The sequence below is a fragment of the Microvirga alba genome, assembly GCF_015694465.1.
GTDB lineage: Bacteria > Pseudomonadota > Alphaproteobacteria > Rhizobiales > Beijerinckiaceae > Microvirga > Microvirga alba.
Genome location: NZ_JADQDO010000002.1, coordinates 92,622 through 114,118, shown reverse-complemented (window position 1 = coordinate 114,118; position 21,497 = coordinate 92,622). Strand labels below are relative to the sequence as shown.

Sequence of the window (21,497 nt, the reverse complement as noted above, 5' to 3'; positions counted from 1 at the left end):
ATCTTTTCGGCAAACCGCGTTCCGTTTTGCCGGGTCATGCTTCGGCTCAGGGGTTTCGGAAACAAAAGGGTCGATAGGGTCTGATGTTCGCGTTTCCCGTTCTTTTGGGCGATATTGGTGGCACCAATGCGCGCTTTGCAATTCTGCCTGCGCCCGGAGAGCCTGTTCAACTTCTGCCGCGAACCCTGACGGCGCAGACGCCTGATCCGGTCGATGCGATCAGGATTGCCATGACGGATTATGCGGGGGCAGCCCCACGCTCCGCCATGATCGCGGTCGCGACCCGCGTCGACCGACCCGTGATCCGCCTGACCAATGCGCATTGGACCATCGACGCGGAGGCTATTGGCAGGGCTCTCGGGCTGGAGCGCGTGACCCTTGTCAATGATTATACCCCCGTTGCCGCTTCGGTGACGGTGCTCGACGTCGGTCGGGGCGACCTTGCACGCCTGGGCGACGCCGCGCCGGCCTTGACGGGAACACGGGTCGTCTTGGGCCCGGGCACGGGCTTCGGCGTGGCGGCGCTGGTGCCTGTCGAGGATCGCCTCGCCATTCTGGCGACGGAGGCCGGCCACATGGAGTTCGGCCCCGTGACGGATGACGAGGCGGCGCTCTGGCCGCATCTTGAGCGGGTCGGAGGGCGCGTGACGGCAGAAGTGGTCTTGTCCGGACCCGGACTGTTCCGTCTCTCGAAGGCGCTCGCCGCGCATCGCGGGGTCGCATGCCCCTACACAATGCCCAACGATGTCCTCGCCGCCGCGCGCGAGGGTGAGGCGCTTGCCATCGACGTGCTCGATCTTTTCGCCCGGTGGCTCGGGCGGTTCGCGGGGGACCTTGCTCTGACTTTCGAGGCCTCCGGCGGCGTCTTCATTGCCGGCGGCATCGCGCCGCGCATGGTCGATATTCTCCAGAAGGACGCTTTCCGGAAGGCCTTCGACCACAAGGCCCCGCACGAGGCTTGGGCGAGGCGCGTGCCTGCGTTCGTCATCGTGAATCCGGAGCCGGCCCTGCAGGGCTTGGCCGCCCTGGTCACGCATCCGGGGCGCTTCGTATTCCAGTCGCAGGGTTGGAAGGCTCCTTAGGCAAGGCTTTGCCCTGTTCAAGCAGCGTGAGCGCTGGTAATCCGGCATTCTCTCCCGCCACAGGCCCATGCCCCATTCCGGTTATCATGAAGACAGAACAGATCGCCCTTTCTCCGCTTGCGCCCGGCGCGAACCTTTCCCTCACGGTTCAGCGCTTCGGTGAGGCGGGCGCGCGTCCGCGCGTCTATATCCAGGCCGCCCTGCACGCGGACGAGATCCCCGGCATGATCGCGGCGCATCACCTGCGCGAGCGCCTGACGGCGCTTGAGGCGGAAGGGCGGATCAAGGGCGAAGTTATCCTCGTGCCTTCGGCCAACCCTATCGGTCTCGCCCAAAAGGTGCTGGGAGAGCCGGTCGGCCGTTTCGATCTGTCGAACGGTATCAATTTCAATCGCGGCTACGCCTATCTCGTCCCGAAAGTGGCGGAGCGCATCAAGGGCCGGCTGACGAATGACGGAGAGGCGAATGTCCGCCTGATCCGGGAAGCCCTGAGTGCGGAACTGGCTGTATGGCCGACCCACAATCCCGCCGAGGTCCTGAAGAAGACCCTCCTTGGCCTCGCCATCGAGGCGGATATCGTGCTCGACATGCACTGCGATTCCGAAGCCGTCGTGCACCTCTACAGCCACACGCGTTCGGCCGAGGAGTTCACCCCGCTCTCGGCGCTCCTCGGTTCCCACGCGTTCCTGCTGGCGGACGAATCCGGCGACGATCCGTTCGATGAGGCCTGCAGCCGTCCCTGGGCAGAGCTTGCAGACCGCTTCCCCGAGCATCCGATTCCCTTCAGCTGTCATTCGACGACGCTCGAATTCCGCGGCGAGGGCGATGTGGCCCATGATCTCGCCGGCACCGATACCACCGCCATGATCGGCTATCTGACCCTGCGGGGTGTGATCGCCGGGGAAGCTCCCAAGGTGCCGTCGGCGCTCTGCGCGCCGACGCCGCTCGCCGCTTCCGAACCGGTTGTCGCCCCGGCCTCGGGCATGGTGGTGTTTCGTGCGAAAGTGGGCGACCGGGTCAAGGCAGGTGACGTGATCGCGGATATCGTCGATCCCCTGACGGGCGTCGTGACGCCCGCCCGGAGCGAAAATGACGGCGTCATGTTCGCCCGCATCCTGATCCGTTTCACCACGCAAGGCGCGCGCCTGGCCAAGGTTGCCGGCACCCATGCGCGGCGCACGGGCAAGCTTTTGGGGGCCTAAAGCTCTCGGCAATCGAATGGGGTCCGGCAAATGTAGGGAAGCTTGCAAATCGCTTCGGCGAGCTTCGAGGAAAGCTTCATTCGTCGTGCTGCCCGAATATGGGCGCGATTGACGCATCCTGCCCCGGCTTCGCATTTTGCCAGCTCTGGCTTCGCAATCCTGTCGATACGGATGCGGAGTTCTAGAGGAAGTTCATTCCGGAAAGCCTCGATTCCATCAACGAGGATGCCAGGGTTCAAATGTTCTAGGTGTCGAGCCGGACATTGTCGACGGAGCGCTTCAAACTAATCATTATCAGGCGCCTGGGGGACTTCGGCTGGTTTCGACCACGCTGGTACGGCAAGCAGAACCATGCAGACATACGCGAAGGGGCTCCAACCTTTCAAACGACCTCCGATTCTTCGCTAATGGATGATACTAAGTGTCACTAACGGAGCCGCTGCAAGAGAATAAAAAGAAAGGCCGCCCGTTGAGGCGGCCTTTCCATTGTCGGTCCACGGCCCGGATGGGGCCGCCCTTTTCGTGCCTTAGGCACCAATCTCGGCAGAGGCCAGGATCAAGGTCACGGCAACCGGGAACCGTAGGGTATGACAATGAGACACTTGATCACCTCCTTTTCGTTGTTGACGGGGACCACCAATATGGTTTGAAAGCCGAGGCGGGTTAAGAGGGTAGCACTGCGGCGTCTTGCCCCCCGCCTTTCGTCCCGACAATCCGCGTCCCGAAGCGCATTCCGATCTGATTGGATTGAAAGGCGATCTAGTCTAGAAAGTTTTGTTTGCCGCATTTTCAGTCGCAAAACCGGCGTGCGGTTTTGTCGAAAATGCTCTAAAGACCTTGGAAAGCCATGACCGACCTTCCGGCGCCCGTGCGCCGCCGCCGCACCTTTGCCATCATCTCCCACCCGGACGCGGGTAAGACCACGCTGACCGAGAAGCTGCTGCTGTTCGGAGGCGCGATCCAGCTTGCCGGTGAGGTGAAGGCCAAGAAGAACCGGGTCTCCACCCGCTCCGACTGGATGGGGATCGAAAAGGAGCGCGGCATCTCGGTTGTGACTTCGGTCATGACCTTCGAGTATGGCGACTGCGTCTTCAACCTGCTCGACACGCCAGGCCACGAGGACTTCTCGGAGGACACTTATCGCACGCTGACCGCCGTCGATTCCGCCATCATGGTGATCGACGCGGCGAAGGGCATCGAGGCGCGCACGCGCAAGCTCTTCGAGGTGTGCCGCATGCGCGACATTCCCATCGTCACCTTCGTCAACAAGATGGACCGCGAGGCACGCAACCCCTTCGATCTGCTCGACGAAATCGAGAAGACGCTGGCCCTCGACACCTCCCCCGTGACCTGGCCGATCAGCCAGGGCCGCACCTTTGCGGGGACCTTGGATCTGAGCCGCAATCTCATCCGCCGCATCGATACGGACGAGGAGCCGATTTCGGTTTCGGGGCCGAACGATCCGGCGCTGACCGCGCTGCTCCCGCCGGAGGAGGTGGAGGCGTGGCTGGAGGAGGTCTCGCTGGCGCAGGAGGCCTGCAAGCCGTTCGATCTGACGGCCTTCCGCGAAGGTCACCTGACGCCGGTCTTCTTCGGCAGCGCGCTGCGCAATTTCGGCGTGCGCGATCTCATCGACGCCATGGCGGCCTATGCGCCGCCGCCGCGCGGGCAGGAGGCGGATAAGCGCCTGGTCGAGGCGGGTGAGGCCAAGATGTCGGGCTTCGTGTTCAAGATCCAAGCCAATATGGACCCCAACCACCGCGACCGCATCGCCTTCATGCGCATCTGCTCCGGCAAGCTCCAGCGCGGCATGAAGGCCAAGCTCGTGCGCACGGGCAAGCCCATGAGCCTGAACACGCCACAGTTCTTCTTCGCGCAGGATCGCGCTATCGCGGACGAGGCCTGGGCGGGCGATGTGGTCGGGATTCCGAACCACGGTACGCTGCGCATCGGCGATACGCTGACCGAGGGCGAGGATCTGGTGTTCCGGGGCGTCCCGAGCTTTGCGCCGGAAATCCTGCGCCGCATCAAGCTGCAGGATGCCATGAAGGCGAAGAAGCTGCGCGAGGCGCTGCAGCAGATGGCGGAAGAAGGCGTGGTTCAGCTCTTCGTTCCTCAGGACGGCTCCGGCGCCATCGTCGGTGTGGTCGGTGCGCTGCAGCTCGACGTGCTGAAGGAGCGTCTCCTCGGCGAATATGGTCTGCCCATCGACTATGAGCCGACCCGCTTCACCATCTGCCGCTGGATCACCGCGACCGACCGCGTCGAACTCGACAAGTTCATCGACGGCCATTTGTCGTCGATGGCGCGCGATCTCGACGATGCCCCGGTCTTCATGGCGGCGAACACCTTCAATCTCCAATACGAGATGGACCGCTACAAGGGCATCCTGTTCTCGGATGTGAAGGATTACCAGAAGAAGGCGGCGTGAGCTTTCGCGGCCTTTCGGCGCCTCGCCTCAATGAGAGAGGAAGTCGAGCGGCAGGCGGATGCGGACGTGCAAGCCTTCGCTGCGCCAGTCGTAGTGGATGTCACCGCCCAGCTGGCCCGTCACGCTCGTGCGGGCCAGTTGTGAGCCGAAGCCTTCCGCCGCGGGCGCGGTTGCGATCCTCGGGCCGTTGGTTTCCTGCCACAGCAGGAGAAGCGTCGAATCGTCGTGCGTCCAGCTGATCTGGACCTGCCCCTCGTGCACCGACAAGGCGCCATATTTGGACGCATTGGTCGCGAGTTCGTGGAGAACCAGGGTCAGGCTGGTCGCCGCTCGCGGTCCGACCGGGAACAGCGTTCCGTCAATCGACATCTGCGTCTCTTGATCGATATGCGGCGCGAGAACGACCCGAACGATCTCATCGATCGAGGTCTCGCGCCCGGCGGGCTCGTCACCCGTAATGGCCGGGCGGATCAACTCGTGGGCGCGCGCAAGCGCCTGGAGGCGTCCGCGCAGCACGACCGACATGTCCCTCGGCGTTTGCGCCGTTTTTGCCGTCAATGCGACCATGCCGCTCGCCATCGCGAACAGGTTTTTGACCCGGTGATTGAGCTCCTGCACGAGAAGCTGCCGGGTCTCCTCACCCTTGCGGCGCTCCGTGATGTCGAGAATTGTCCCGAGGAGGCGTGAGGGCACCCGTACGCCTTTCACGACATCATACATCATTCTGCCGCGGGCTATGATCCAGCGGGTCTCGTCGTCGGGGCGCGTGATCCGATGTTCGAGCTGCAATCGCCCATCCGAATTCGGATCAAGCAGCGATGTCACGCATTTCAGAACCTGGTCGCGATCTTCAGGATGAAGAGATGAAAGCCAGACGTCGTAGGTGGCGGGTTGATCGATCGGGAGGCCAAAGATCTCCTTCTGACGTTCGGACCAATAGGTCTGGCCTGTCCGGACATCCCATTCCCAAAGACCCAGCTCCGTGGCTTCGGCGGCCAGCGCGAGGCGCTCATGATGCAGGGCCTCGTGGTGTGCCTGCCGGTCCGCCTCCGCGCGCGCCTTGACGCGATCAGTCACATTGGCGCCGATGATCAGGACACCGCTGATACGATCATCCCCGCCCCGTGTGGGCACCAGCTTGATGTCCCAATAGGTTGTCTCGCGATTGGGGATGAAGTCGAATGGCGCGCCTGAGATTTCGTATGTCTCGCCGGTCTCGAAGACGCGCGCCTGGCAGGTTGCGATCCCCGCAGCGTAGCGATCGCCTATGATTTCCGAGACGGTTTTGCCGATGAAGTCCGAGTCACGGGTCGAGAATGCCGAACGGAAAAGACGATTGGCAAAGACACAGCGGTGATCGGAGCCGAGCGTCACGGCGAGCGCGAGCGGAACATGCTCAAGGAGTTGCGTGAGAGCGTCGGGGCCAAAGTCCTGCGCCCCCGCCTGAAAGCGGAACTCATTGAGTCCAGAGGCCCACTCCTGGAAAGGACTCACCGCAGCACCCTTCGCTCACCCAATCGCTAGCGCATCGGAACGCCGCGCTACACAACCCTAAATCGTTCCGCCGCTCGGTTCAAACGCGTTTTTGGTGCAGCACACGAAGCTCCGGAGCGGGTTTGGCATTCTCTGGAAACGTTTCCTGTGTGCGCTTGATATCGGCGACGGTCGGCAAACTGGCCTCGTTGCCGAGATGCTGGATGGCGTAGGCCGACGCCGCGCGGGCGAAAATGAAATGCTCACGCCAGGGAAGCTCGGGCCGCGCCATAGCCGAATAGACATACGCGCCGTGGAAGATGTCGCCCGCGCCGTTGGTATCAACAACCACGTCCGGCGGGACTGCAAGCGCGGGGAGCACGCCTTCCGCGCCGGTTTCATCGTACCAGACGAGTCCGCGCTCGCCCAAGGTCACGCCGCCGATCTTGCAGCCGCGACTCTTGAGGTAACCCAACATTTCATAGGGCGTCAGATTCATCTGCTCGCAAAGGCGCTCGGCAACGATGGCGACGTCGATGAATTCGAGAAGTTCATGCGTGTTGGAGCGCAGGCCGCCGCCGTCGAGCGAGGTGAGAATGCCGGCCTCGCGGCAGGTGCGGGCGTAATGCATCGCGGCGTCGGCTTGGTGGCCGTCGAGGTGAAGCGCCTTGCAGCCGGTCAGATTCAAGGGCGGCACAGGGTGCAAATAGTGGTCGTCGCGGCAGCGCACGATGGCGCGCTTGCCACCATGCGGCATAATGAACGACAAGGACGATTCCGCGACCTTCCGGTGATGAACCGAAATGCCATACTTCGCGGCCATGTCGATGAACATGCGCCCCAACCAGTCATCCGCAATCGAGGTGAGCAGGTCCGGAACGATACCGAGCTTCGCGCAAGCAAATGCGGCGGTGACCGCGTTACCGCCGAACGAGATAGCATAATCGCGCGCCACGGTCTTGTCGTCCCCGGTCGGAATTTCATCCGCGAGGAAAGTCACATCGATATAGGTCTGGCCGACGAAGAGAGCATGCATCACTAAGGATCGTTTCGAAATTGGATTCCGGACATGGGAGTCTTGGCCGAGGATGACGGATTGTGCAAGCGTTACGGGTCGGCCTCAAGGCGCCAATACGCCGGTGTAGACCTGGAGCACTTCCTGCAAGGGGGCAGGAGATAGTTGCAAGGGACCGTCAAAGGGACGCTCGCGCATCGCGACAAAGCCCAGGGCTACGACGACGGCAACGGAGAATATCGATAGAGCGGCGATCTGCGCTCGGGGACGCTCCAGATGCACGACGGCAATCGCGATTTGCGTAATGAGTGCGAGGATCACGACAGCGGCCCATTTCGTACGGTCCGTGCGGTCGCCGCTCAAAGCCAGACGGTCGTCACGCGCGGAGCGCAGCTTGAGCACCACGTCGAGAAGCGCGCCTTGCGCTGCCGGGCCGGCATCGGCTGTGATTTTGGGATCCGCGACTTTGCTGAGCAGCTCCAGAAGCGTCTGGCCCGCCTTGGCGGAATAGTCCTGATCGCGCATGCGTGGCCATTCATCGGAAATCAGCAATTCTGCGTAACGTTGCGCCGTTGCGCGGATGTCCTTCATATCCGACACTGTCGCGACGCTGACGGCGTATAGAGTCAGCAATCCGCCCTCTTCAGCCATCACAGTACGGGTCGCCTGCCTGTTTCGCTCCCAGACATCATTGGCCAGAAAACCGGTCAAGAGGGCAAACAACACCGCGACGGAACCGAAGAAGGGCGCAACCACCCCGCTGAAGTTCGCTGCGCGGGTGCGGCAGGCTTTCCCAAAGCAAAGCCAATGGATCAGGATGGCCGTGAGGGCAAACAGCCCTGCCACCGAGCCAAAAATTCCCCAAACAGGCATATCGAGCCAGCTGTCGAAGATCATTTCGCTCCTCCTGAGAGGTCGGGTCGGAGTTAAGGTGCTATCTTACGGGAATGTAAAGGTTCGGGGCTCAACGGACCATGGCTGCCAAACGCCCGGCAGTCAGCGCCGCATCCACGTCGTTGGCAATCACTTCCACCGGCGCGACCAGATCCCGCCGAAAGGCCTCCGCAATGATTGGATGAAGACGCGAGCCTCCGCCGACGAGCGCGACGGGGCGCGGGCCGACCCGCTTGATCAGGCTGTTGGCGAGGCGGGCGAGTTCCTCTCCGGCTTCGCGCAGGATGCGAAGAGCGGTCTTGTCGGGCCTCGAAGCGGCTTCGCCGACGACACGAGCGAGGACGCCGATCTTTCCGCGATCCCCGCCATAGACGAAGGTTCGCACGATATTCCAATCGGTGCCGCCGAGCGCTTCGGCAAGACACGAGCCGAGGGGTGTTCCCCAGCCTGATCCGGGAGTGTCCTCCTCCGCGCGCAGCACCGCTTTCAGGGCCTCCCGCGCGATCCAGAAGCCGGAACCGCCGTCGTCGATCAGGTTGCCCCGTCCGCCGACCCGGATCACTTCCTTGTCTTCGGACAGGTAGTAGCCGATGGAGCCCGTGCCGCTATAGACCAGGATGCCCTCGCCGAGCGCGAAATGGGACAGGTAGGCGATCCACATATCCTCGGCGACGAAGACCTTGTCTTCAGGAAGCTTGAACGCCTCCGCCAGAATGCTGCGCATCGTCGCCTCGGCTGGCGTGTCGCGCGTCAGGCCGGTGATGCCTGCGACGATGCCGACGGGCTTGTCGCTTTTGGCGGCGGCCTGCGCCACCTCGCCGACAATCCGCTTCGCCCGCTCTTCCGCAGCAGTGGAGAAGAGATGGCCGGTCAGAGGCTCGACGGAGCCTTGCGCGACGCATTTGCCCTCGGCATCCACCAATCTCCAGCGCGTGGCGGTTCCGCCCGCGTCGATGCCAAGCCCCAGCGCCATGACACTTCGCTTCCCTGTCTCAACCCACCTTGATGTGGTGGAGTCAGCCCCTGATGTCGGAGAAGTCTGCCAGCGCTTCGCGCAAATTGCCATCGCTACGCGCGAGCGCCGCCTGCGCATCGGTGGAATTGATGCCCAGCGCGATGAGGGAGGCGAGTTTCATGTCGCCGTCTGCCTGACGGAGCGCCGCGATGGCGGTGGCGTCATCGCAACCGGTAATCTGGGACACCATGATCTCGCTGCGGCGACGCAGTTTCGCGTTGGTCGCGCGCATATGCACCATGAGGCCGCGATAGACCCGGCCCAGTCGAACCATGATCAGGGTGGAGAGAAGGTTGAGAATGATCTTCTGCGCCGTGCCCGCCTTCATGCGGGTCGAGCCGGCGACGACCTCTTCGCCCGTATCGGCGAGGATCGGGTGAGAGCACACGTCGAGGATCGGCGCGCCCGCGTTGTTGGAAATGCCGATCGTCTGCGCGCCGCGCGCCTTTGCTTCCTCAAGGGCCGCAATGGTAAAGGGCGTGCGGCCGCTGGCGGCAACCCCGATGACCACGTCATTCGGGCCGACCTGGGAATCCTTGATCCCGGCGATGCCCTGCTCGACTGAATCTTCCGCGTTTTCGACCGCTTTCAGCAACGCGCCTTCGCCGCCCGCGATCAGGTAGACCAGTTTATCGTCGGGCCAGTTGAAAGTGGGCGGAAGTTCCGTGCCGTCCTGCACTCCGATGCGGCCCGAGGTTCCGGCGCCCACGTAAACCAGGCGCCCGCCCCGTCGCAGCCGCGCCACTGCTTCCTCTGCGGCCGCCGCGATGGCGGGGAGCGAGGACCGAACCGCCGCAACGGCGGATAGCTGGCCCTCATAGAAAGCGGAAAGGATGTCGAGGCTGGGCCAGGAATCGAGATCCTGGAAGCGAGTGCTGAAGGTTTCTGTGGCCATCGGGTGCTCTCTATTGCAGACCAATATAGGTCCAGTTCGTTACGTCAGCAATCGCCGTCTCCACCGTGGGGCGGGGATTCAACGGCTTTCGGTAAATGTCGTTAAGACCGTACCTAACGGTCGAATAACGCGATCACCTGCTCCCCGGTCGCGCGGCGGAGGCTCAGGATTCCGCTATCCGTGTGGCGGCTCGGATGGACGCGGTTGGTTAGAAGCGACCACGCCAGCCCGCGCTCGAAATCGAGCCATAGGCCGGTCCCCGTGAAACCCGTATGCCCGATGGTGGTGGGCGAGCAGGCATCGCCCCCGTGCCAGCCAGGATAAAAGCCCTCCCAGCCGATGGTTCGCTTCTCGGATTCCCGGGTGCGGATGGCCTTCAGGGAAGCCGCCGAGAGGCCGGTTCCGTCGAGGAGCGAGTGCGCGAAATCGAGCACGCCGTCGATGGTGCCGAACAGGCCCGCATGGCCGGACGCGCCGCCGAGCGCGAAGGCGTTCTCGTCATGCACTTCGCCGCGGATCACGCGTCCGCGCCAAGTGCAGCGCTCCGTCGCCGCGCACAGGTGCGGGTCGGGGCGAAAACTCAGCCGGTCGGGGAGGGGCTGCTCGATGAGGGGCTTGTCCGTGATGCGCTCGATGGCGATGCCGAGCAGCATGTAGTTGATGTCGGAATAAACCGGCGCCCCGCTCTGCCAGACCCGTTGCAGAATGAAGGCGCGCAGCGTCTCGGGATCCTGGCCGTAAGTATAGAGCGGCTCGACAGCGGGCAGATGTGTCTGATGGGCGAGGCACTGGCGAAACGTGAGACGCCGCTCGGCAGCGTTCATATCGTATTGGCGCAGATCGGGAATGACCGCGATCAGCGGATCGTCGAGCGCGATCCTGCCTTGCTCCACGAGGCGGAGAATGCCCGTCGTCGTAAAGACGACCTTGGTGAGAGAGGCGAGATCGAACCACGTCTCACGCGATAGATCGTGCCTCTCCGGCACGATCTGCGCCGAGCCCGCCCAATGCACCGCGCGCGTTCCGTCGGCTGTGACGATGCCCAGGACCGCGCCAGGAATTTTGGTGTCGCGAATGGAGCTTGCGGCAGGCTCGAAAGCCTGCCCGATCAGGTCTGTCAGGGGCATGGTTCGCTTATGAAAATCAGGCTGCGCGATGAAGTTCGCCGCCGGGCATCGGATGAGGCACGCCGGTCGTCGTCGGAAGGCTCAAGGGCAACCCTTGGGTTGACCGCACGGCGAGATAGCCGAAGGCCTGCGCCTCCAGGAAATCGCCGTTCCAGCCGACCGCTTCCACCGGATCGACGCTCACGCCGAGGCGCTTGCGCAGGCACTTCATGAAGTGCGCGTTGCACCGTCCGCCGCCGGTGACCAGCCAACGCTGCGGCGCGCGCGGAACGTGCCGGAGCGCGGCGATGACGGATTCAATGGTGAATGCGGCGAGCGTCGCCGCGCCGTTCTCGTCCGAGAGCGTTTCCACGCTTTTGGCGCGGGCATGGAAATCCTGGCGGTCGAGCGATTTCGGGGCAGGGCGGTCGAAATAGGGGTTCTTCATGAACTCGGCGACGAGCTTGGGGTCAGCAACACCGGATGAGGCGAGCTGCCCGTTCTCGTCATAGGCCAGCCCGCGGCGGCGCAGCATGAAATCATCGAGAAGCGCGCTCGCCGGGCCGGTATCGAAGGCGATGACCGTGTCGCCGTCGATGTAGGTGACATTGCCGACGCCGCCGAGATTCAAGATCATGACCGGCTGCGGGAGGTTGCTCGCCAGCGCTCGGTGATAGAGCGGCACGAAAGGCGCGCCCTCGCCTCCGGAGGCGACATCCGCATGGCGGAACCGGTCGACCGTGTCGATGCCCAGCTCGCGGGCAACACGGGTTCCCGTGCCGAGCTGCCGCGTGAAGCGAACCTCCGGCCGGTGATAAACCGTCTGTCCATGAAAGCCGATGAGGCGGACGTCTTTGGCCGCAATGCCAGTCTCCGCCATGAAGCGCCGGATCGCGGCGATATGGGCGTCCGTCACCTCTTGATCGAGGTCGCTCAAGGGCTCGCTCTGCGCGCGCGCCGGCTCGGCGATCAGATCCTGGAGACGTTTCCGTAGATCGTCAGGATAGGAGAAAGTGCGTCCCGGCCCCGGCTTGACGATTGTGTCGCCGTCGGTCTCGACGATCGAGACATCAATGCCGTCCATGGAGGTCCCGCTGATGACGCCAATCGCTTTCACGGGCGAACGTTGCAACATCAAGTGCTCCGGCCAATTTGGGTCTGTGGCGAACCATAGCACAAGCGGTCGGGTGGTCTAGAGTGGTATGATATTGGACCATGACAGGTTCGCAACGATGGCTTATAAATTCACCTGCGGCTTCCAAGGGAGAAAAGACGCATGTTCAGGTCAGCACTGCGCGGCGCAATCGGCGCGGGTTTCATGGCGGCGATGATGGCCTCCGCCTCGGCTCAGGTTCTCGAGATTGGGGCTGAGGCCAGCCCGACCGGTCTCGACCCCCATCTCATCACCGCTTTTCCAAGCTTCATGGTGGTGAACGGCAACCTCTATGAAGGCCTCACCACTGTCGATAGGGACTTGAAGATCGGTCCCTCCCTCGCGGAATCATGGACCATCTCGCCCGACGGTAAGACCTATACCTTCAAGCTGCGCTCCGGCGTGAAATTCCACGACGGTTCCGCCATGGAGGCGGAAGACGTGGTGTCGACGATCCGGCGCGTGCAGAGCAAGGACATCGCGTCCCCGCTCGCGAGCCGCCTTTCCGCCATCGACAGCGCCGCGGCGACCGACGCCAAGACCGTCGAGCTGAAGCTGAAGGAGCCGTCTGCTCCGCTTCTGGCTTCGCTTGCTACCATCGCTATCGTTCCGCGCTCTGTCGAGACGAACAAGGACATCCTGCAAAAGACGCCGGTCGGCACCGGCCCGTTCAAGTTCCAGGAATGGCAGCCGAACGGCTTCATTCTTCTGGCGAAGAACGATGCCTACTGGCAGCAGGGCCTGCCGAAGCTGTCGGGTTTGAAGTTCAACATCGTGCCTGAATCGGCCACGCGCCAAGTCGGCCTGACCAACGGCCAGTACGCGCTGCTGCCGAACATCGACGCGGCGACGGCGCTGCAGCTCAAGGGCAAGCCCAACGTCAAGCTCTCCGAGACGCTCGAACTGGCCTACACCCTCGTCGGCATGAACGTGTCGAAGGCTCCCTTCGATAACGCCAAGGTGCGCGAAGCCCTGAACTACGCGATCAACCGCAAGGAGATCGTGGATGCCGCGCTCTTCGGCGCGGGCGTGCCCGGTGGTCCGCTTTCGCCGGCCCTGAAGACCTGGGCGGTCGATGTGAAGGAGTTCCCCTGCTACAGCTTCGATCCGGCGAAGGCCCAGGCGTTGCTGAAGGAGGCAGGCGTGACTCTGCCGGTCGCGGTGACGATGAATGTCCTGCCGCGTCAGGACATCAAGGACATCGCGCAAGTCGTGCAGGAGCAGCTCAACAAGGCCGGCTTCAAGGTTGAGTTGAAGAACCAGGAGCAGGGGCAGTTCATTCAGGATTGGCGCAACAGCAACTTTGACCTGTTCGCCTCGATCAACTCCGGCAGCCCCGATCCGGACGAGTATTTCTACCGCACGTTCCGCACGGGCGGTTCGACCAACGTGTTCAAGTATTCGGACACCGAGATCGACGGGCTTCTCGACAGTGCCCGCACCCTGTCCGATCAGGCCGCACGTAAGGTTGCTTACGACGCGGTGCAGAAGAAGCTCGCCTGCTCGGGTCCGGTTGCGCACCTGACCTACGGCACGCTGTTCTCGGCGATGCGTGACAAGCTCCAGGGCTATGAAGTCATGCCGAACCGCTCGCTCGTGCTGCTGCGCGGCGCGAGCTACTAATCCACGACACCACTCCGGCGCCGCCATGTCGCGGCGCCGGAGTTATTTTCAAACGAAGTTTGTTTTCCGATGAATCGAGTCCTCGCCGCGCGCCTCATTGATCTGGTCGTCGTTCTCTTCGGCGTCTCGATCATCGTGTTCTTGATGATCCGCCTCATTCCCGGCGACGCCGTCGCGATTATGCTGGGGGCCAATACGGAAATTACGCCCGAGCGCATGGCGGAACTCAAGAGCCGCGTCGGCCTCGACCGGCCCGTGATCGAGCAATATCTGCTCTGGGCCGGGGCCGCGCTACGCGGCGATTTCGGCACCTCGCTCTGGACCGGCAGGCCCGTCGCAACCGAGATCATGACGCACCTCTGGCCGACGCTTGAGCTCACCATGCTGTCGCTGGTCCTCGGCGCGGTGCTCGCCGTCCCCGTGGGTTGCCTGATGGCGCAGACACGCGGCGGCGGCGCGGACGTCGCCATGCGAATTGGCGCGATCGCCGGCTTGACGATCCCTTCCTTCTGGCTCGGTATCGTCCTCATTCTTCTTCTCGCGACCGTTGCTCCGAGCTTTGCCTCCCTCGGCTATGTGCCGTTTTTGGAGGACCCCATCGGCAACCTGCAGCGCATGATGCTTCCGGCTTTCGCTTTGGCGCTGCCGATCCTCGCCAATCTTTCGCGCCTCGTGCGCTCGGCCATGCTCGACGCTTTGGGGCAGGATTATATCCGTACCGCTCGCGCCAAGGGCTTGAACGAGCGGCGCGTGGTCTACAAGCACGCTTTGCGCAACGCCCTGATCCCGTTTCTCACCAGCGTCGGCATCATGACCGGCTATCTGCTCGGCGGCGCGATCGTGGTCGAGCAGGTCTTCGCCATTCCGGGCCTCGGGCGCCTCATCCTCGGGGCCATCGCCGAGCGGAATTATCCCGTCATCCAGGCGACCATTCTTGTCGTCACGGCCGTGTTCGTGCTGGTGAATTTTCTCGTGGATTTTCTGTACATGATTGTCGACCCCCGCGTGAGGGCTTGAGCCGTGTCGCGTTTGGCCAAGAACAAGCTTCTTACTTTCGCCGCCATTCTGGTGCTGGTGCAACTGGTCCTCGCGCTGGGCGCATCCGTCATCGCGCCTTATGATCCGATGGCGCAGAGCGTCGCGCGTCGTCTGCGCGGCCCGTCCGAATTGAATTGGCTTGGCACGGACCAACTCGGCCGCGATGTGTTGACGCGCATTCTCTATGGCTACCGCACCTCGCTCATCGCCTGCCTGCTCGCCGTCGGCATCGCGCTTCTGGCGGGCGGTACGCTCGGGCTGATCTCCGCCTATTATCGCGGCTGGCTCGACCGCATCATCATGCGCATCATGGACGTGCTGTTTGCATTTCCTGTGATGCTGCTCGCTATCGGCATCATCGCGGTGCTCGGGCCGCACACCTATAGCGCGGCGGCGGCGATTGCAGTCGTCTACACGCCGATATTCGCTCGACTTCTGCGCGGCCCCGCGCTGGTGTTGTGCGAAAGCGAATATGTTGCGGGCGCAAAGGCCATCGGCGCGTCGGATGCGCGTATCATCTTCCTGCACATCCTGCCGAACCTCGCTTCCGTCATTCTCGTGCAGACGAGCCTTTTGCTGTCGGCCGCCATTCTGGTCGAGGCGTCGCTCTCCTTCCTCGGCCTCGGCACGCAGCCGCCGACGCCGTCGCTCGGACTGATGCTCTCGGAGGGACGCAATTTCCTCATGCTCTCGCCTTGGAGCGCCATCTTCGCCGGTTTCGCGATCCTCTTCCTGTCCTTCGGCTTCAACCTGTTGGGCGATGCGTTGCGCGACACGCTCGATCCGCGCCTGCGAGGCCAGCCGTGAGGGTGCGGCCGGCCAACACCGCCGACATCCCGGCGCTGGCGATCATCGCCGAACATTCCTATCGTGAGGCGTTCAAGACGATCCTCGAGGAGGATGTGCTGGCAACGCGCGATGCGGCTTTCTTCGCGGCGCGCTTTGCTGGATCATGGGATCGCACGATCCTCGTCGAGGAGGGGACGCCTCTCGGCTTTCTCCTCATGACAGATGGCCATATCGACATGCTGTTCATGGACCCCGATGCCAGCGGGAAGGGCGCGGGAACATTGTTGCTGCGCGAAGCGGAAGCGGCGGGAGCCAAGAGCCTCGAATGCTTTCGCGACAACCAAGGCGCACGCCGGTTCTACGAGCGCCATGGCTGGCGTATCGCACGGGAATATGACCGCGAATTTGCGGGCAAGAACCGCAGCTTCGTGTTCTATGTGAAAGATGGCGTAGGCAGTCCTACAGCGCTATGACGCGACCCGTGCGGACCGATTCATCGGCAGCGAGCACGATCCTCAGTGATCTGACCGCATCCGTCATATGATCCGTCAGGTCGAGATCCTCGTTGATGGCGCGTAACAGGAATCGCTGCTCGCGCTCGCACAACGCGTCGTGATCGGGTTCATCCGCTGTGTTGATCCGCTCATCCGCCTTCGCGAGCGTGCCATCTGGCGTCAGCGCGGCGTGATGCAGCAGGATCTGGTTGGTCTTGGTGTGGGCGTTGATGTCGGCGGATCTCACCTCTCCCGCCGTCTCGGTCATGACGATGCTGACGCTGCCCTTCGGGCCGATCACGTCCTTCACGAAATAGGCTGTCTCGCTCATCATCGGCCCCCAGCCGGCCTCGTACCAGCCGACTGAGCCGTCATCGAAAGTCACATGGAGGTGGCCGTAATTATACATGCCTGCGGGCATGTCGTGGGTCAGACGTGCGCCGACCGCGTGGACCTGCAAAGGTCTTGCGCGGGTGATCTGGCACATGACATCCACATAGTGGACGCCGCAATCGACGATCGGTGAGAGCGATTGCAGCAGCCGCTTGTGAGCCTCCCAGGCGGATCCGCTCGATTGTTGATTGAGGTTCATGCGAAAGACATTCGGCACGCCGAGCGTCTTCGCGATTTCGATGAATTTGATCCACGATGGATGATGGCGCAGGATGTAGCCGATCACGAGCTTGCGCTTGGTACGGATGGCGGTTTCGACGACCTGTTCCGCATCCACCACCGTATCGGCGAGGGGCTTTTCCACGAAGACGTGCGCGCCGGCTTCCATGGCGGCAATGGCGTAGGACGCATGAGTGTCGGACCAGGTGTTGATCGACACCACATCCGGCTTGAGAGCCTCGAGTGCTTCCTCGAAATGCGTAAAACGCTTTGCGCCTTGCAACGCCGGCGGCAGATCCATGCTCTCGGAATTGCGGGTGCAGAGGCCCGCGACTTCGAAACCGTCGATGCGGGAATAGGCGAGGGCATGTGAAAGGCCCATATTGCCGAGACCGACGACAAGAACCCGCTTCACGCCCATGGTCATTTCCTTACATTAATCGTCTTCGCCGTCGATCCAGGTTTTTTGGACGTGCAGGTCATCGTCAAGCAGAACCAGGCTCGCACGGTACCCCGGGGCGATGCGGCCGAGTTCATGATCGAGCCTGAGGAAAGCGGCTGGGGCAAGGGACGCCATGCGCAACACGTCAGGAAGCGCGAGGCCGAGTCGCTGTACGCTGTTGCGCACTGCGCTCGCCATATCGAGATCGGAGCCGGCCAGCGTTCCATCCGCCGTCGTCAGTTTGCCGCCCTTGCGATAGATCGTCCGGCCATGAATGTCGAAGCTCGTCATGTCCGTGCCGGTCACCGACATCGCGTCGGTGACGAGCATCATATGCCCCGTGCCCTTCGCCGCAATGGCGATGCGAAGTGCTGCGTCGCTCACGTGGTATCCGTCGACGATCAACCCGCACCAGGTGCTGTTGCTGTCGAGCGCAGCGCCGACCGGGCCGGGGTCGCGGCCCGCCATCGGCGGCATGGCGTTGAAGAGATGCGTGAACCCGCGCAGGCCGTGGCGGCAGGCTTCCATGATCGTCGCGTAGTCGCCCGCCGTGTGTCCGGCGCAGACGAGCACGCCCGCAGCAGCGAGGCGCGCCACCATCTCCATCGCGTTGCGCTCGGGCGCAAGCGTCACGAGCGTACGGCCCTCCTTCAGCGACGTGAGGATCGCGAGGTCTTCCTCCTCCATCGGGCGCATATAGGCGGGATTGTGTACGCCCTTGCGCTCGGGATTGATGAACGGACCCTCGACATGGATGCCGAGAACGCCGGGTGTGCGTGCGGCGAGCGCCACACGCATCGCCTCGACAGCCTCTGTCATCCGCTCACGCGTATCGGTGATGAAAGTCGGCAGAAGACCGATGGTGCCGAAAGCCCGATGGGCCTTGGCAATGGTCTTGATGCCCTCGGCGGTCCGCACGTCGTTGAAGAAGACACCGCCGCCGCCATTGACCTGAACATCGATGAAGCCCGGCGCAAGCAGACCTTCGACTTTGCGGCGCTCGGTTGCCGCGCCGAGATCCTTTTCAAATGGCAGGCCGACAATGCGGCCGTTCTCGATGACGACCGCGCGCCCCTCAAGAATATGCGTGCCGTCGAAAACGCAGGCTCCGGTGAGGGCAAAGGGCATCAGACCGTCTCCGTCACCTTGCGCAGGCGCGGCGGAGCATCGGGGTTGCGACCGCGCGCCTGTGCGATGGCGTTCACCAGCGGATAGAAGCTCTGGATAAGCGCAATCGGCGCGACGAAGGGATGAATGTTCTCGACCGACGGCAGCATGACCTTCGCAGGCCCTTCGGCCGCGCCCGCGACGATAACGGGAACACCCTGCTCGTTCAGCTTCGTCACGAGATCGTTGACGCCGCTCAAGGTCTCATCGCGCTGGCTGAGAACGAGAATCGGGAAGTGATCGCCCGCGAGGGTCCAGGGACCGTGCATGAGTTCGGCGGCGCTCATGGCTTCCGCGTGCAGGCCGGAGGTTTCCTTCAGCTTCAGCGCGGCTTCCTGCGCCATCGCAAAGCCCACGCCGCGCCCGACGACGAAGAGGTCGTCAACTTTCGACAACATGGGGAGCGCGGCCGACCAGTCCGTCGAAGCCGCCTTGGCGAGCACGTCCGGCAACGTCTCGAGGGCCTTCAGGAGCGCCTGGTCCTGCGACCAATGGGCCACGAGCTGCAAGGATGCGGCAAGCGCCGCGATGAAGGATTTTGTCGCTGCGACGCTCTTCTCAGGCCCGGCATGAAGCGGCAGCACCACTTCGCAGGTGGACGCGAGCGGTGATGTCGAGTCGTTCACCAGCGCGACCGTCAGCGCGCCGTCTTCCCGCCCCGCATTCGCGAGGTGAAGGATGTCGGGGCTGCGGCCCGATTGAGAGACGGCGAGAAAGAGCGCATCGCGCATCCGCGGCCGGGCGGAATAGACGGAGGTCACCGAGGGGCCGACGGAGGCCGTGACGAGGCCTGAATGGATTTCCAGCAGGTATTTGGCGAAGGTCGCCGCGTTGTCCGAACTTCCGCGGGCGCAGGTCACCGCGAAGGGCGGCGGCGAAGCGCGCAGGCGCGCGCCCAGATCACGGCACAGGGCAGCATTGCTCTCAAGCAGACGTGCTACAACCTGCGGGGCCTCGCGCGCTTCGCTCAGCATTGCTGTCACGGGAAATTCGGAATTCATTTTCTCAGACATCATCACTCTGCATTCGGTCAGGCTGGCTGATCGTCAGCTCAGCCACGAAGTCATAGGCATCGCCCCGATAATAGGACGAGGTGAACTCGACCGCTTCGCCCGTTCCAGTGAACGAGCGGCGTTCGATATAGAGAGCGGGGCTTTCCGGCGGCACCTGAAGCAGGGCCGCCTGCTCCTCGCTCAAGAGGACCGCATGAAGCCGTTGCAAGGCGCGGCTCGGCATGAAACCCTGTTCGTGCAGCACCGCATAAAGCGATTGCTTGACGAGCGAGGGATCCGGCAGAAACCGGCTCGGAACAACGGCGTGCTCTATCGCCATCGGAATGCCGTTGGCGAGACGGAGACGGTTGACGCGGCTCACCATATCGCCGGGCGACAGGCCGAGCACCATCAACTCGTTGGGTGAGGCGGGGCCGATCGAGCGGCTCAAGAGCACGGCCGAAGAAGGCAAGCCTCGGGCCGACATGTCATCGGTGAAGCTCGATAGCCGAGAGAGCGGCTGTTCGAGACGCATCTGGGGCGCGATGAAGGTGCCTGACCCCCAGCGCTGAACGAGCACGCCCTTCTTGACGAGTCCCGTAATCGCCTTGCGAACGGTGACGCGCGAGATGCCGAGTTGCTTGGCGAGGTCGCGTTCACCCGGCAGGGCGTCGTCCGCTTTGATCGCCCCCTTCCTGACAGCATCCTCGATCGATTGCTGCAGTTGCAGATAGAGCGGCGTCGGGTTCGCCTCGTCGAGGGGGATCAGCGGGAGCGACTCAGAGGCTTGTTCGGTCATTCCTGCCTCCGCGATGCGTGGTCTGCCCTAAAAGGATCGCGCCATCCAGCGCATCGGCCGCCGGCGGGGCGATGGCTTGCTGGAGCGGTGGTGGAAGCCAGAGCCGCAACGGCTCGGCCAATCCGCCGAAGAGGCACAAGGCCGGCGCGCCGAGATCGAGCAGGCGCGTCGCGATCTGGGCCATGCCGGAGGCGGCCTCGGTCACAAGCGCGATGCCGAGCGGATCCCGCTGCTCCGCGTGTTCGAGCACAATCGGCGCATAGCGCGCATAGTCGCTCGGGCGCGCCTTGCCGACCCAGTCGACGAGAATTTCAGGATCGTTGCCGAATTCGGCAAGAAGCGTCCTGGAGAGCGGCGTCGATGCGATGCGCCCGTCATAGGCCCAGATGATCCGGCGCAGAGCTTCGCGGCCGATAGCGGCCCCGCTGCCTTCGTCGGAAATCTCGTAGCCCCAGCCGCCGACGTAACGACGCTGGCCGCCGACGACGCCATAACCGCACGAGCCCGTGCCGACGATCAGGATTGCGCCGTCGCGGCCTCCGAAGGCGCCGAGCCATGCGGTATGCGCATCGGTGTCGATGGCGAAGGAGAAGAAGGGATGGGGCCGCGAGAGAAGACGCTCCACCGCGCTGGTCTGGCCGGCTCCGGCAGCCCCCATGCCCGCATGAATTCGCTTGAGATCGGCTTCCTGAAGTCCGGCCTGACCGAGGGCTTCGCGGCAGGCCGTGAGAATCGAGTTCCAGACCAGATCGGGATCGAGCCGGATATTCGATGGACCACCCGTTCCTTCGCCCAGCAAAGCGCCCTTCGCATCGCGCAGGCGCGCCCGGCACTTGGTGCCGCCGCCGTCAATGCCGAGAAAGAGGAATTCACTCATGTCAAATTGGATCGCGGATGGCTCAGCCGGCAAACGTCATTTCAAGGTGGTTACCATGCCACTTAATATCCAGTCCGTGAAGGGGCGTGACGGAAAAGCGGGCACCTTCTTTCCGAGAAAGATCGCTAAATAGGGCGCTCAACAGCGGGGAGCAGACGTGAAGGCCATTGGACATTGGTACTATGGAACAAGTCGTTAAAGAACTTGTCGCGCTTCAGCCCTGGCGATACCACTATAAGGTCACTTGTCCGTGGTCATTTCAAGTGGAACAGTTCAGGGAAGTCCACTGGCGACACAAGAACGCAGCAAGCGCGCAAGGACAGGTCGAGGGGTGATCAAGAGGGGCGTTTCACACGCCCCGCCGACCGGAGGATTACCAACGATGAGGCCTCTCCACG

At 63.1% G+C, this 21,497-nt stretch carries 19 protein-coding genes; 7 read left to right on the top strand and 12 right to left on the bottom strand.

Annotated features, from left to right (window positions below; genetic code table 11):
- Positions 1-104: 104 nt before the first annotated feature.
- The 3 genes from I2H38_RS04885 (at position 105) to I2H38_RS04875 (ending at position 4,715) form a co-directional block, all read left to right on the top strand.
- On the top strand, positions 105-1,082 hold the full coding sequence (locus I2H38_RS04885) for a glucokinase (protein ID WP_407664041.1): 978 nt from the start codon (positions 105-107) through the stop codon (positions 1,080-1,082).
- 86 nt (positions 1,083-1,168) lie between these two features.
- Positions 1,169-2,284, top strand: coding sequence for a succinylglutamate desuccinylase/aspartoacylase family protein (locus I2H38_RS04880; protein ID WP_196270713.1), 1,116 nt, complete (start codon positions 1,169-1,171; stop codon positions 2,282-2,284).
- An 847-nt stretch (positions 2,285-3,131) separates the two neighbouring features.
- Complete coding sequence (locus I2H38_RS04875; RefSeq protein WP_196270712.1) at positions 3,132-4,715, top strand: peptide chain release factor 3; 1,584 nt, start codon at positions 3,132-3,134, stop codon at positions 4,713-4,715.
- Positions 4,716-4,742: 27 nt separating this feature from the next.
- Here the strand turns inward: I2H38_RS04875 and I2H38_RS21230 are convergent, their stop codons facing one another.
- The 7 genes from I2H38_RS21230 to I2H38_RS04840 form a co-directional block, all read right to left on the bottom strand.
- Positions 4,743-6,209 carry a sensor histidine kinase gene (locus tag I2H38_RS21230; RefSeq protein WP_196270711.1) on the bottom strand — a complete coding sequence of 489 codons (1,467 nt, stop codon included), beginning with the start codon at positions 6,207-6,209 and terminating at the stop codon, positions 4,743-4,745.
- A 79-nt stretch (positions 6,210-6,288) separates the two neighbouring features.
- The gene (locus I2H38_RS04865; RefSeq protein WP_196270710.1) at positions 6,289-7,224 is read right to left on the bottom strand and encodes a sugar kinase; all 936 of its coding nucleotides are present in this window, start codon (positions 7,222-7,224) and stop codon (positions 6,289-6,291) included.
- Positions 7,225-7,308: 84 nt separating this feature from the next.
- A complete protein-coding gene (locus tag I2H38_RS04860; protein WP_196270709.1) occupies positions 7,309-8,100 on the bottom strand; it encodes a bestrophin-like domain in 792 nt (263 codons plus the stop codon).
- Positions 8,101-8,167: 67 nt separating this feature from the next.
- A complete protein-coding gene (locus I2H38_RS04855) occupies positions 8,168-9,070 on the bottom strand; it encodes an N-acetylglucosamine kinase (RefSeq protein WP_196270708.1) in 903 nt (300 codons plus the stop codon).
- Positions 9,071-9,113: 43 nt separating this feature from the next.
- Positions 9,114-10,007, bottom strand: coding sequence for an N-acetylmuramic acid 6-phosphate etherase (locus I2H38_RS04850; RefSeq protein WP_196270707.1), 894 nt, complete (start codon positions 10,005-10,007; stop codon positions 9,114-9,116).
- 113 nt (positions 10,008-10,120) lie between these two features.
- On the bottom strand, positions 10,121-11,134 hold the full coding sequence (locus I2H38_RS04845) for a serine hydrolase domain-containing protein (protein WP_196270706.1): 1,014 nt from the start codon (positions 11,132-11,134) through the stop codon (positions 10,121-10,123).
- 16 nt (positions 11,135-11,150) lie between these two features.
- Positions 11,151-12,248 (bottom strand): anhydro-N-acetylmuramic acid kinase, encoded by a 1,098-nt coding sequence (locus tag I2H38_RS04840; RefSeq protein WP_196270705.1) that lies wholly within the window; start codon positions 12,246-12,248, stop codon positions 11,151-11,153.
- A 141-nt stretch (positions 12,249-12,389) separates the two neighbouring features.
- On the opposite strand from I2H38_RS04840, the gene I2H38_RS04835 reads away from it, so the two are divergent.
- The 4 genes from I2H38_RS04835 to I2H38_RS04820 all read left to right on the top strand — a co-directional run bounded on the left by I2H38_RS04835 (position 12,390) and on the right by I2H38_RS04820 (position 16,189).
- Positions 12,390-13,889 carry an ABC transporter substrate-binding protein gene (locus I2H38_RS04835; RefSeq protein WP_196270704.1) on the top strand — a complete coding sequence of 500 codons (1,500 nt, stop codon included), beginning with the start codon at positions 12,390-12,392 and terminating at the stop codon, positions 13,887-13,889.
- A 69-nt stretch (positions 13,890-13,958) separates the two neighbouring features.
- Positions 13,959-14,906 (top strand): ABC transporter permease, encoded by a 948-nt coding sequence (locus I2H38_RS04830; RefSeq protein ID WP_196270703.1) that lies wholly within the window; start codon positions 13,959-13,961, stop codon positions 14,904-14,906.
- Positions 14,907-14,909: 3 nt separating this feature from the next.
- Positions 14,910-15,734 (top strand): ABC transporter permease, encoded by an 825-nt coding sequence (locus I2H38_RS04825; RefSeq protein WP_196270702.1) that lies wholly within the window; start codon positions 14,910-14,912, stop codon positions 15,732-15,734.
- Positions 15,731-16,189, top strand: coding sequence for a GNAT family N-acetyltransferase (locus I2H38_RS04820; RefSeq protein ID WP_196270701.1), 459 nt, complete (start codon positions 15,731-15,733; stop codon positions 16,187-16,189). Before I2H38_RS04825 ends, I2H38_RS04820 begins: the two co-directional genes overlap by 4 nt.
- Here I2H38_RS04820 and I2H38_RS04815 read toward each other — a convergent pair.
- From I2H38_RS04815 to I2H38_RS04795, 5 genes are read right to left on the bottom strand one after another with little or no spacing between them, the layout of a single operon-like run.
- Positions 16,176-17,243, bottom strand: a complete 1,068-nt coding sequence (locus I2H38_RS04815; protein WP_196270700.1) for a Gfo/Idh/MocA family protein — start codon at positions 17,241-17,243, stop codon at positions 16,176-16,178. The two genes, I2H38_RS04820 and I2H38_RS04815, sit on opposite strands and share 14 nt — an antisense overlap.
- 15 nt (positions 17,244-17,258) lie before the next feature.
- Entirely contained in the window at positions 17,259-18,392 is a 1,134-nt protein-coding gene (nagA, locus tag I2H38_RS04810; RefSeq protein ID WP_196270699.1) for an N-acetylglucosamine-6-phosphate deacetylase, read from the bottom strand.
- Positions 18,392-19,432 carry an SIS domain-containing protein gene (locus tag I2H38_RS04805; RefSeq protein ID WP_229426557.1) on the bottom strand — a complete coding sequence of 347 codons (1,041 nt, stop codon included), beginning with the start codon at positions 19,430-19,432 and terminating at the stop codon, positions 18,392-18,394. Before I2H38_RS04805 ends, nagA begins: the two co-directional genes overlap by 1 nt.
- Before the next feature lie 4 nt (positions 19,433-19,436).
- A complete protein-coding gene (locus I2H38_RS04800; protein ID WP_196270698.1) occupies positions 19,437-20,222 on the bottom strand; it encodes a GntR family transcriptional regulator in 786 nt (261 codons plus the stop codon).
- Positions 20,203-21,099 carry a BadF/BadG/BcrA/BcrD ATPase family protein gene (locus tag I2H38_RS04795; protein ID WP_196270697.1) on the bottom strand — a complete coding sequence of 299 codons (897 nt, stop codon included), beginning with the start codon at positions 21,097-21,099 and terminating at the stop codon, positions 20,203-20,205. Before I2H38_RS04795 ends, I2H38_RS04800 begins: the two co-directional genes overlap by 20 nt.
- Positions 21,100-21,497 lie beyond the last annotated feature (398 nt).